The 11,966-nt window shown below is 58.6% G+C and carries 13 protein-coding genes; 7 read left to right on the top strand and 6 right to left on the bottom strand.

The genetic code is table 11. The features are described 5' to 3' along the window. Positions 1 to 3 precede the first annotated feature (3 nt). From MHM86_RS12880 to MHM86_RS12855, 6 genes are all read right to left on the bottom strand, one after another. Positions 4 to 381 (bottom strand): biopolymer transporter ExbD, encoded by a 378-nt coding sequence (locus tag MHM86_RS12880; protein WP_239200277.1) that lies wholly within the window; start codon positions 379 to 381, stop codon positions 4 to 6. Between the two features lie 4 nt (positions 382 to 385). Next, on the bottom strand, positions 386 to 1,417 hold the full coding sequence (locus MHM86_RS12875; protein WP_239200274.1) for a MotA/TolQ/ExbB proton channel family protein: 1,032 nt from the start codon (positions 1,415 to 1,417) through the stop codon (positions 386 to 388). Positions 1,418 to 1,815: 398 nt separating this feature from the next. Next, a complete protein-coding gene (locus tag MHM86_RS12870; RefSeq protein ID WP_239200271.1) occupies positions 1,816 to 2,763 on the bottom strand; it encodes an ABC transporter substrate-binding protein in 948 nt (315 codons plus the stop codon). A 122-nt stretch (positions 2,764 to 2,885) separates the two neighbouring features. Beyond that, entirely contained in the window at positions 2,886 to 3,923 is a 1,038-nt protein-coding gene (locus MHM86_RS12865) for an ABC transporter permease (RefSeq protein ID WP_239200268.1), read from the bottom strand. After that, positions 3,920 to 5,446: a sugar ABC transporter ATP-binding protein gene (locus tag MHM86_RS12860; protein WP_239200265.1), complete on the bottom strand. Its 1,527-nt coding sequence runs from the start codon at positions 5,444 to 5,446 to the stop codon at positions 3,920 to 3,922. The genes MHM86_RS12865 and MHM86_RS12860 overlap by 4 nt, the downstream gene beginning before the upstream one ends. Positions 5,447 to 5,491: 45 nt before the next feature. Next, the gene (locus MHM86_RS12855; protein WP_239200262.1) at positions 5,492 to 7,045 is read right to left on the bottom strand and encodes a UxaA family hydrolase; all 1,554 of its coding nucleotides are present in this window, start codon (positions 7,043 to 7,045) and stop codon (positions 5,492 to 5,494) included. Between the two features lie 85 nt (positions 7,046 to 7,130). Between MHM86_RS12855 and MHM86_RS12850 the strand changes: the two genes are divergently transcribed. Genes MHM86_RS12850 through MHM86_RS12820 form a run of 7 tightly spaced genes read left to right on the top strand, consistent with a single transcriptional unit; the run spans position 7,131 to position 11,917 of the window. Further along, positions 7,131 to 7,844: a GntR family transcriptional regulator gene (locus tag MHM86_RS12850; RefSeq protein ID WP_239200259.1), complete on the top strand. Its 714-nt coding sequence runs from the start codon at positions 7,131 to 7,133 to the stop codon at positions 7,842 to 7,844. A gap of 16 nt (positions 7,845 to 7,860) precedes the next feature. Further along, complete coding sequence (locus MHM86_RS12845; RefSeq protein ID WP_239200256.1) at positions 7,861 to 8,913, top strand: aldo/keto reductase; 1,053 nt, start codon at positions 7,861 to 7,863, stop codon at positions 8,911 to 8,913. Further along, on the top strand, positions 8,903 to 9,331 hold the full coding sequence (fucU, locus tag MHM86_RS12840; RefSeq protein ID WP_239200253.1) for an L-fucose mutarotase: 429 nt from the start codon (positions 8,903 to 8,905) through the stop codon (positions 9,329 to 9,331). The genes MHM86_RS12845 and fucU overlap by 11 nt, the downstream gene beginning before the upstream one ends. Further along, a complete protein-coding gene (locus MHM86_RS12835; RefSeq protein WP_239200250.1) occupies positions 9,328 to 10,158 on the top strand; it encodes an amidohydrolase in 831 nt (276 codons plus the stop codon). The genes fucU and MHM86_RS12835 overlap by 4 nt, the downstream gene beginning before the upstream one ends. Before the next feature lie 4 nt (positions 10,159 to 10,162). Next, positions 10,163 to 10,315: a hypothetical protein gene (locus tag MHM86_RS12830; RefSeq protein ID WP_239200247.1), complete on the top strand. Its 153-nt coding sequence runs from the start codon at positions 10,163 to 10,165 to the stop codon at positions 10,313 to 10,315. Continuing rightward, positions 10,316 to 11,056 carry an SDR family oxidoreductase gene (locus MHM86_RS12825; protein WP_239200244.1) on the top strand — a complete coding sequence of 247 codons (741 nt, stop codon included), beginning with the start codon at positions 10,316 to 10,318 and terminating at the stop codon, positions 11,054 to 11,056. An 18-nt stretch (positions 11,057 to 11,074) separates the two neighbouring features. Then, complete coding sequence (locus tag MHM86_RS12820) at positions 11,075 to 11,917, top strand: fumarylacetoacetate hydrolase family protein (protein ID WP_239200241.1); 843 nt, start codon at positions 11,075 to 11,077, stop codon at positions 11,915 to 11,917. Positions 11,918 to 11,966 lie beyond the last annotated feature (49 nt).

Here is an 11,966-nt window from a genome sequence, read left to right as displayed (position 1 = left end):
GTCTCACTCCACCAGAACCAGCGCGGTGAACCCGGCGGCTTTCAGTGCGTCAGAAATCCGCACCACCTGCTGTACTGATGCCTCTTCCTGACTGCGCAGCACGATGACATCCTGCGGCGTTTCCACCAGCACCTGCAGATCCCGCACCACGGTTTCCAACGGCATATCAATCCCGTTAAGGCGCACGCCTTGGGGCAGGATATCTACCAGTTTAGGTGCGCCAGACGGCACTCCACCACCAGAGGCCATCGGCATTTCGATCACTTGTGGCATACCAAAGCGCGACGCCAGCATGAAGAACACCAGCAACAGGAAAACCACGTCGATCATCGGCGTCAGCGATGGCTTGCGCCTTGGTTTTGACCTCAGCCCCAGATCCATGCTCTTACTCCGCTGCAAGGCTCTTGATTGGGGCGGCGTTGATCTGAAGAGCCGCAGCTTCGGATGCATTTGCCATCGGCACCACGAATACACGAGCGCACATGTCTTCGCTGTCGCGGCGCAGGCGGTCAACCACCGCCTCAAACCATGTCAACGCTGCAGAGGCAGGGATCGCCACCGCCATACCTGCGGCAGTGGTCAAAAGCGCCTCCCAGATACCACCGGCCAGCATCGAAGGATCGGCGCGGCTGCCACTGTCCTGCAGCGCCTGAAATGCGGCGATCATACCCAGAACCGTTCCCAGCAGACCGAGGAGCGGCGCGATGGTTGCGATCAGTTCCAGCGCGCGCAGGCCAGTGCTGGCTTCGGCCAGACGCTGTTTGGCGATGCGGCCGGTTTCTTCACGGGCGGCCTCATCTGTGCGATTCAGGCGCGCCGCGATCGCAGCCGCCACAACGCGCGAGCGCAGGCCGACGCGCCCATCCACAATCGCCTGAGCGGCAGTTGCATCGCCTGCTTCAAAGGCGGCAACCGCCTTGTAGGCGCGCCCTTTAGACCATGCGCCCAGCAGGACGAACCGCCAGATCTTCCACAAGATCAACGCCAATGTCAGCACCGACAGAGCCGCAATGGCCCAAATCGAGGGGCCACCATCGTTAAGGAATTTCAACGCTGAATTCATCGCATCCATCGGCACCTTGGGCGCGACGTCCGCACCGTCAGCGTCAACGTCAGACACGGCGATTTCTGCGGCTGTCGTCGGCGCGGCTGTCACGGTATTTGGTGTGTTGTCTATGCGGGTCACGGCAGCTGCGTCAGCGCTTGTGGGGGCATCCAGCGCGGGCGCGGCGATCTCGGGTGCGACCATCATCGGAATGGCGGGCGCGGCAGACTGATCTGCCACCATTGGCGCCGCCGTCGCATCAGGGGCTACGGTTGTTGCCGCCTCTTGCCCAAAGCCAAGCGAGGGCGTCACAAGCAATGCTGTCAGGGCCAAAGATCCAATACTGGAGCGAACGAAGGTGATATCAGACATGATGAATCCCCACTGCTGGTAAACCACGCAGACTGTCCCGCGCACCGGCATACGGCGCGCGACAAAAAGATCCTGCGGATGATGTGTTGGCTTACCTGTCGCAAAAGCGAAATGCGTATCGAACGCTCTGTCCCCCAGGCGGCTGTCTGACGAGTAGCATTAACCCATTAATTCTGTCAAGAATAGGTGACCCACTGTCGTGAGACCGCAGCGGCTGACACACCCAAAGCCCTCTTTGGCCAAAGTCGCAGCACGTATCATCTGCCCCGCATGGGCCGATGATACTTCATATGTAAAATTTCTTCGTATTCAAAATATCAACGCGCCGGGCGATAAAAATAAGTCTCGAAACAAAAAAAGGCCCGCCAGATGGCGGGCCAGTTCTGCCTTAGGGAGGCTTAGTCGTAAAGGACGGCCGCAACTTTGGGGTCGTCGATGTTGCTGGCGTCATAGTAGTAGAAGCCAGTGTCGATCAAGGCTGGTACCGCCTCACCCTTCTGCGCCATCACAGCCGCCTTCACGGTTTCATAACCGATGCCGACAGGGTTTTGAGTGATCGCACCTGCCATCAGGCCACTGCGGATCGCATCCTGTTGCGCCTTGCCGCTGTCGTAACCGATGATCACCAGACCTTCGGCGCCCAGTTCCTGCACACCGTTGACCACACCGATGGCAGACCCTTCGTTGGTGCCGAAGATGCCATTCAGGTCAGGGTTTGCCGTCAGGATCGCCTTGGTAACCTCAGTGGATTTCAGGTGATCGCCCTGACCGTATTGCACGGTCACCACTTCAATGCCGGGATAGTTCGCTTCGATGCGGCTCACGAAACCATCACGACGGTCGATGCCGGTGCGGCTGGTCTGGTCGTGGGCCACAACCGCAACCTTACCTTTGCCACCGATCAGCTCGGCCATTTTGTCAGCCGCCATGCCTGCGGCCAGCGCATTATCGGTGGTGGCAGTCGCCAGCGGGATGTCACTGTCGACGCCGCTGTCAAAGGCGATCACAGGAATGCCTGCCTCATTGGCCTGACGCAGCAGCGGAATGGCCGCCTGACTGTCCAGCGCGGCAAACCCGATGGCTGCCGGTTTGTTAGCAAGAGCAGCAGCCAGCATATCGATCTGGCGATCCACCATGGTTTCGTTATCCGGCCCCTCAAAGGTGATGCGGACACCATATTCCTCTGCCGCCTGTTCAGCGCCAGATTTCACCGCCTGCCAGAACTGGTGCTGGAATCCTTTGGAAACCAGCGGGATATAAAGCTCATCCGCCGCAGTCGCCACAGAGGCCGGGACAGAAAGGGCGGCAGCACTCAGCGCCCCCAGAATAAAACGACGTGTAAACATGTTACTCCTCCTATTGATGTCTTTGTCGTTGGTTAGATCTTGGTCGTTTGTATGGCGGCGCGACGGACGCGCCTGCCCTTGTTCAATTGGCCGCAACTGGGCTCAGTGGGCCACCTCGGGCTTCACCCCGATTTCTTGCGCCGCACCATGTCAGCGTAGACGGCCAGAATGATGATCGCGCCGGTCACCACAGTCTGCCATTCCTGCGCCACCGACAAAACGCGCAGCCCGTTGGTCAACACAGCCATAATCAAGGCGCCAATGATGGTGCCAAGGATCGTACCGCGACCGCCCGAGAGCGAGGTGCCGCCGATAACCACTGCGGCGATTGCCTCCAGCTCATAGCCCAGGCCCAGTGCAGGCTGCGCCGAGTTCAGACGCGAGGCGATCAAAATGCCGCCGATACCACAGATGCCACCGGCCAGCGCATAGATACGCATCTTCCACGCGTCGGTGTTGACCCCGGACAGGCGGACCGCTTCTTCGTTAGAGCCCAGTGCAAAGGTGTAGCGGCCCAGAACGGTACGGCTCAGGATATAGGCTGCGGCAATGGCCACGATGAACAGGATCAGCACGCCATTGGGGATCGGCAGCGACGGGATCACCTTGCCAATCAGCGACCCGCGCGAGATCTGGTCGAAACCGGGCGTGTCGTTGAAATAGATCGGGCGCGTGCCGGAGATGACCAGCGACAGGCCTTTCAGGATCAGCATCATACCGAGTGTGGCAATAAATGGCGGGATCTTCATCTTGGCCACGAAAGTGCCCGAAACCAGCCCGCAAAGCGCGCCCGCCCCAATCGCCGCCGCAACCCCCAGCAACAGGGGCATACCCATGTAGGTCAGCACAACACCGGCAATCACCGCGCAAAAGGTCATCAGCGTGCCAACCGACAAATCAATGCCGCCAGTGATGATCACCAAAGTTGCCGCAACCGCCAGCACACCGTTAACAGATGTGGCCTGCAGGATAGCGATCATATTCGATGTCTGCATGAAGTTCGGCGAGGCAATCGAAAAGCCGATCAACAGCGCGATCAAACTGGCGAATGCCAACAGCTTCTGATACGCGCCGCTGTCGCCCAGGTTGGTCAGTGGGGATTTCTCTGTCACGCCAGCGTCCTTCGATTTAACGTCTTTCACATCAGGTACGGTGCTCATTGGGCTGTCTCCGCGACACGCATGGCCGGCTCTCTTTGGGTGGCCAACTGCATGATGTCTTCTTGAGTGGTTTCTTTGCCGCCGGGCAGGATGCCCGTCAGCCGGCCTTCGCACATCACCGCGATGCGGTGGCTCAGGCGCATAATTTCGGGCAGTTCGGACGAGATCACGATGATCGTCTTGCCGTCTGCTGCCAACTCTTCCAGGAGTTTGTAAATCTCAGACTTCGCGCCCACATCAATGCCGCGTGTGGGTTCATCAAAGATCAAGATATCACAATCGCGCAGCAGCCATTTGGCGATGACGACCTTTTGCTGGTTTCCGCCAGAGAGCAGCCGCACTTCCTGACTGTCTGACGGTGTGCGAATGCCCAGCTGTCGGATAAAGTCCTGCGCGGTCGCGGCCATCTTGTCCTCATTCAGCACGCCTTGGCGCGATGAAAACAAATCCAACGACGAGAGCGCGATATTGTCGCGTACATTCATGCCGGTGGCGAGGCCGAAGTGCTTGCGATCCTCTGACAGATAGCCGATGCCAGCAGCCACCGCATCACTTGGGGATTGGATATCAACCTCCACACCGTGCACATCAATTGTGCCCGCATCGCGGCGATCTGCACCGAAGATAGCGCGCGCCACCTCTGTGCGTCCCGCGCCCATCAAGCCGGCAAAGCCCAAAATCTCGCCCCGCTGCACGGAGAAGCTGACGTCCCTGATCTCTTTGCCGCGGCTGAGACCATTGACCCGCAACGACACCTCTGCGTCGCCCAGATCCGGCACCACCAGCGGTTCCTCGTTGACCTCGCGCCCGACCATCATAGCGATGATCCGACTGATCGGCGTCTGCGCCGCGCCAACGGTACCGACATATTCGCCGTCCCGCATGACGGTAACGCGGTCAGCGATCTGCTTCAGCTCATCCATCTTGTGGCTGATATAGACAATCCCCACGCCTTCGGATTTCAAGCGACGGATGATCGCAAACAACTCGGCAATTTCGGCGTCATTCAACGCCGCGGTCGGCTCATCCATGACCAACACATTGGACCGGAACGACAGTGCCTTGGCGATCTCTACCATCTGCTGTTTCGCGATGGTCAACGATCCAACCAGAACCTTCGGGTCCAGATCCAGGTTCATGGAAGCAAAAATCTCTGCCGTGCGAGTGTTCAGCGCCACCTCATCCAGACGACCGAAACTTTTGCGCGGTTCGCGGCCGATGAATATGTTCTGCGCGACGGTAAGATCGTTCATCAGGCTCAACTCCTGATGGATGATCCCGATGCCCAATTCCTGCGCCTCCCCTGGAGAGGTTGGGTTCACCTCCTGCCCGCCAATGACCAGCGTGCCGCCGTCGCGCTGATAGATCCCCGAAAGGATTTTCATCAGCGTCGACTTGTCCGCGCCATTTTCCCCCATCAAAGCATGCACTTCGCCGGGGGCAATATCGAACTGCACACTCTTGAGGGCATGCACGCCGGGGAAATACTTCTCAATCCCCGTCATTTCGACCAGCTTAGACATATCTCCTCCCTTCTATCTCTAATCGTCGTTTGTCTTTGCCAGGCGCTACATCACAGCGCCGATTTGCCAGGGCACAAACTCCACCCCACCAAATCCCAACTCCTCACTTTTGGTCCGCTCGCCAGAGGCCACGCGGATCATCAATTCCAGCAGTTCCTCGCCCTTGTCCTCAATACTAACGCCGTCACTGACGATATCGCCGCAATTGAGGTCCATGTCCTCCGACAGGCGGGCATACATTTCCGAATTGGTCGCAACCTTGATACAGGGCGTCGGCTGATACCCCGAGACAGAGCCGCGGCCAGTTGTAAACACGATCAGATTGGCGCCAGAGGCAACCTGCCCCGTCACCGAACAGGGATCAAAACCCGGACTGTCCATAAAGACAAAGCCCTTGCGGTCGATCCGTTCGCCGAATTTATAGACACCAGTCAGCGGGGCAGTGCCGCCCTTGGCCACGGCGCCCAGTGATTTTTCAAGAATGGTGGTCAACCCGCCGCGCTTGTTGCCGGGACTGGGGTTGTTGTCCATCTCGCCGCCGTTGCGGGCGCAGTAATCTTCCCACCAGTGCACCCGCGCGATCAGTTCTTCGCCCACATCCACCTGTTCGGCCCGCCGCGTCAGCAGATGTTCAGCGCCGTAAATCTCAGACGTTTCCGACAGGATCGTTGTTCCACCGCGTCGCACCAACAGGTCCGAAGCATAGCCTAGCGCCGGATTGGCGGTGATGCCAGAATAGCCGTCAGAGCCGCCGCATTGCATGCCCACAGTGATTTCACTCACCGGTGCCGGTGCACGTTCGGCCGCATTGGCAGCGCTCAGGATGCCCTCCAACTGTTCTAGCCCGCGCTCCACGGTGCGGCGGGTGCCGCCTTCGCTTTGGATGGTCATGTAGCGCAGCACGCCATCAGGGCGGATCGGCTGACCGCCGACCAGATCCTGCAACTGCATCACCTCACAGCCCAGACCGACCAACAGGATGCCACCAAAGTTCGGATGCTGCGCATACCCCGAAAGGGTGCGGAACAGCGTCTCATAGCCTTCATTCACTGACGACATGCCGCAGCCAGTGCCATGCACGATCGGCACCACACCGTCGACATTAGGAAATTGTGCCAAAATCCCGCTGCGCTCTGCCGCCTCCGCGATGAACCGCGCGACGGAGCCGGAACAGTTCACCGTGGTCACGATCCCCACATAGTTGCGGGTACCAACGCGCCCATCTGCACGGTGATAGCCCATGAACGTACGACCGTCCGCAATCGGCGCCAGCGGGACTGCAGCGCTGGCATGCGCATAATCCTGTTGATGCTGCCCCATGCCAAGATTTGCGGTATGAACATGGTCACCCGGCGCAATGTCAGCGGTCGCCTGACCGATGATCTGCCCGTAGCGCACCACGTTTTCACCCGATTTGATCGGTGTCACGGCAATCTTGTGCCCACGTGGCACCACCCCATTCAAGGCGCAGCCAAAACGCCTCAGATCAAAGCCGGAAGGTAAATCCGCGAGAGCAATCACAACATTGTCCTGCGGATTAAGTTGCAGGAAAGATCCCTCAACTTCTTTCTTTTTGGTGGCTTGATCCAGCTTCAGCATCTTTTTCTCGCTCTTTGTTGCTTTCTGCATAATCGTGAGTCGCAGCGCTTGTCAACTAACATGTTAGTATGATAATCATCAAATTATGACAGACACAAACGATATTAACGCGACTCTTCTCGGTGATATTTCCACACTCGACGGGTCATTAGCCCAACGGGTCTACCTGACAATTAAGCAAGCTATTCTGGCGCTGGACTTCCCGCCTGGCACCAACCTGCGCAAGGCGCCGATCTGCGAACACCTTGGCGTATCACGCGCGCCCGTGACCGAAGCGATTGCGCGATTGGCGCAGGACGGACTGGTCGATGTGGTGCCGCAATCAGGCACCCATGTGTCCCATTTTTCGATGAACGAGATTCGCGAAGGCGTTTTCCTGCGAGAGGCGCTGGAATTGGCCACTGTGGCCAAGATCACCCGCGACATTACCGATGAGCAGATCAAGAAGCTCAGCCGCAACATGCGCCTGCAAGAGCTACTGGTCGAAGACGATGATGTTGTCGGCTTCTATCAGGCGGATGAAGAATTCCACCATATCCTGATGGAACTGACCGGTTTTCAGCGCTTACCTGCGATCGCGCACAGCGTATCGCTGCAAATCACCCGCGCGCGTTTACTGTTGTTGCCGACACCGGGCCGCGTTGCGGAAACTCTAGACGAACACCGCCGCATCTTCGAGGCGATCCGCAACCGCAACGTGGAGGATGCACAGACAGAGATGCGCCGCCACCTAGGCCAGCTGCTACCCCGCATCGAAGCCTTGCAGGCTGCAAAACCCGATCTTTTCAACAAGAACTGACACGACGAGAGCACCGATGACCATTTCTAATCTGCGACACCTGAACCAGCGCACCTCGCGCCCTGTCCCGCTGACGCAGCTGGGATTTGGCGGCGCGCCTCTTGGCAACCTTTACCGCAAAGTCGAAGAGGCGGATGCGCAGGCCGCGCTTCAGGCCGCTTATGATAGTGGAGTGCGCTTCTTTGACACCGCGCCGCAATATGGTTTGGGGCGATCAGAAGAACGGTTTGGCAAGGGCATCCAGCGGTTCGGCCGCGACAATATCCAGCTGTCCTCCAAAATCGGCCGATTGCTGCTGGACTGTGAACCTCATGAGGTCACATCCGAAGCCTTTGTCGACGTGCCACAGAAACGCATCGTCTTTGATTACACCTATGACGGTGTCATGCGATCCTATGACGCCAGCCTGAAACGGCTTGGCGTGGACAATATTGACGTTCTTTTGGTGCATGATGTCTGCGTGTTCAGTCAGGGCAGCCAAGAGGCATCAGATGCCAAAGTACGCGAGCTGTTTGACGGCGGTGGCTACCGCGCCCTGACCGAATTGCGCGACAACGGCGACATTGCCGCCATCGGTGCCGGTGTGAATGAGTGGCAGGTCTGTGAGAAACTGCTGGCGATGGGCGACTTCGACGGCTTCCTGCTGGCCGGCCGCTATACGCTACTGGAACAAGAGGCGCTCGATAGCTTCCTGCCGCTGTGTGAAAAGCGGGATGTAGGGATCATTCTGGGTGGCCCTTACAATTCCGGCATTCTGGCCACTGGTGCTATTGAGGGCGCCAAATACAACTACGCTGATGCCCCGCCTGAAATTATGGATCGCGTGCGCCGGATCGAGGCTGTATGTGCGGCCCATGACACCCCGCTGATCGCAGCCGCACTGCAATTTGTACTGGGCCATCCATCGGTAAAAACGGTGATCCCCGGTGCGGTGTCGGCACAGGAAGTAGAGGCAAACGCCGCCCTGATGGACCGTAAAATCCCCGATGCCCTGTGGCGTGACCTGCGCAGCGAAGGACTGATCCGCCCCGACGCCCCCCTGCCTGGGGAGGCGCACGATGCTGCGTAACATCGACCCGATCCTCAGCCCCGACCTTCTTCATGTGTTGCGCGCCATGGGCCACGGCGATGAGATTGTTATCGCTGACGCAAACTTTCCCGCCAGCGGTTTGGGACCGACCTGCATCCGTGCCGATGGATCTGACGCCAGCGAAATGCTGCGCGCTATTCTGACGCTGCTGCCGCTCGATAGCTTTGTGCCTGATCCCGCGCTTACCATGCAGGTGGTCGGCAACCCTGATGAGTTGCCTGCAGCCGTCGCTGATTTCCAGACCATCATCAATGCCACCGCCGATCATCCCGCCGAAATCCACAGCCTTGAACGCTTCGCCTTCTATGACCGCGCGGCCAAGGCCTATGCAGTCGTGCAAACCGGTGAGCGGCGGTTTTATGGCAACATCATCCTGAAAAAGGGGGTGATCGGATGAGGATTGATGCACATCAACACTTCTGGGCGCTGTCACGGGGCGATTACGGTTGGCTGACGCCTGACTTGGGCGCAATCTATCACGATTTTCTGCCTGATGATCTGGCGCCAACGCTGGACAAACATGCAATTGACGGCACCATCGTTGTGCAAGCCGCCCCAACAGTGGCAGAGACCGAATTCATGCTGACACTGGCGCAGCAAACCCCGTTTATCAAGGGTGTCGTCGGCTGGGTGGATTTTGAATCGGATATGGCAGTGGACGTGCTGACCTCACTTGCGCAATCGCGCTGGCTGGTTGGCATCCGACCGATGATACAGGACATTCCCGATCCTGACTGGATGCTACAAGACCATTTTGCCCCTATTTACAAGGCGATGATCCAACACGATCTGGTCTTTGACGCGCTGACCCTGCCTCGCCACCTTGGCGCGCTGCGACAACTACTGGACCGACACCCAGAGATGCGGGTGGTGATTAATCACGGTGCCAAACCGCTGATTGCAGATGGCATCATTCAGGGGTGGCGCGAAGACATGGCTGCCCTTGCAGCCCGCAGTAACGTCAGTTGCAAACTGTCCGGTCTGGTGACCGAGGCGGGGGAGGATTGGACACCTGCGGATCTAAAACCCTACGTAGATCATCTGCTGGACTGCTTTGGCCCCCAACGTCTGATCTGGGGCAGCGACTGGCCGGTTTGCACCTTGGCGGCCAGCTATAACGACTGGGTTGGGATCACGGAGGAAATGCTGGCCCACCTCTCACAACAGGAAAGAGATGCGATCTGGGGCATGAACGCCCAGCGCGTCTATAAAATCGAGGAATAATAGAATGGATCTTACCACTCTGGATAAAAACGGCCTCTGGCTGGATCAAAGAGACCGCGCGGGCATCGAATCCTGCGTTGTCCCCCTGCGCGGCATTTCGCAACATGACAAAGCTTCAACCTATGTGGCCGATAGCTTGCTGCAGGAGGGCCTCTAAATGACCCAGAAACTCACTGGCAAAACCGCCCTCATTACCGCTGCTGGTCAAGGCATAGGCCGCGCAACGGCAGAACTGTTCGCCGCAGAAGGCGCGCAAGTGATCGCCAGCGACATCAACGAAGACGCCCTTGCGGAACTGGCAGGCATCACCGGCGTCACTCCCTTGAAACTGGATGTGACCGACGCCGCAGCGGCGGAAGCCGCGATCGCCGATCTGCCGCCGCTGGACGTCTTGTTCAACTGCGCGGGTTTTGTAGCAGGCGGCTCCATTCTGGAGTGCTCGGAACGCGATTGGGATTTCAGTTTCGACCTGAACGTCAAGGCGATGTTCCGTCTGATCCAACTGACCCTGCCTGCCATGCTGGAACACGGCGGGGGGTCGATCATCAACATGTCCTCGGTCGCTTCTTCATTGAAGGGCGTGCCGAACCGCTTTGCCTATTGCGCCTCAAAGGCGGCGGTGATCGGGCTGACAAAATCGGTGGCCGCCGATTTTGTCACTAAGGGCATTCGCTGCAACGCCATCTGCCCCGGCACCGTCGACAGCCCCAGCCTGCACGACCGTTTGCGCGCCACAGGCGACTATGAAGGCGCCATGCGTGACTTTATCGCGCGCCAGCCGATGGGACGTATTGGCACCGCCGAAGAAATCGCTGATCTTGCCCTCTATCTGGCGAGCGACGCGAGTAAATATACCACTGGACAGCCCTTTGCCATTGATGGCGGCTGGACGATCTGACGAGGGAAAGGAACCCACATGAAACTGTTGCGTTATGGCGCCCCCGGCGCGGAAAAGCCCGGACTGCTGGATCAGGACGGGGTCATCCGCGATCTCTCTGCCGTGATCAGCGATGTGGCAGGCGCCGCCCTGTCCGATGAAACCCTGAGCAAACTGCGCGCCCTTGATCCCGCCAGTCTGCCTGCTGTTGCGGATGCTCCGCGCATCGGCCCCTGTGTGGGGCAGGTGGGCAAATTTATCTGCATCGGCCTCAACTACGCCGATCACGCTGCCGAATCCGGTATGGCCCTACCCGAAGAGCCGGTGGTGTTCTTCAAGGCGACCTCCGCCATTTGCGGTCCCAACGATGACGTGGAAATCCCGCGCACATCCGTAAAAACCGACTGGGAGGTGGAGCTGGGGGTGGTAATCGGCAAGCATACCAAATACGTCAGCAAGGAAGAGGCGCTGGATCATGTCGCCGGCTATTGCGTCGTCAACGACCTGTCGGAACGCGATTTCCAACTGCACCGTGCTGGCCAATGGGTGAAAGGCAAATCCGCCGACACTTTCGGTCCTATCGGCCCGTGGCTGGTCACCCGTGATGAAGTGGCAGATCCGCAAAATCTGGCGATGTATCTGGAGGTGAACGGTCACCGCTATCAGAATGGCACCACCAAAACCATGCACTTTGATGTCGCCACGGTGATCTCTCACCTAAGCCAGTTCATGTCGCTGCAGCCCGGTGACGTGATCACCACCGGCACCCCTCCGGGTGTGGGCATGGGCCAAAACCCCGAAACCTACCTGAAGGCGGGTGACAAGATGGAGCTGGGCATCGAAGGTCTGGGGGTTCAGACCCAGAACGTTATCGCCGGCTAACGAAGAGCAAAGCGCCAAAGGCCGCGACCGCCTTTGGCGCTTTTACGCG

It is taken from the genome of Thalassobius sp. Cn5-15, assembly GCF_022347685.1.
Taxonomy (GTDB): domain Bacteria; phylum Pseudomonadota; class Alphaproteobacteria; order Rhodobacterales; family Rhodobacteraceae; genus Thalassobius.
This window is presented reverse-complemented; position numbering and strand designations above follow the sequence as displayed.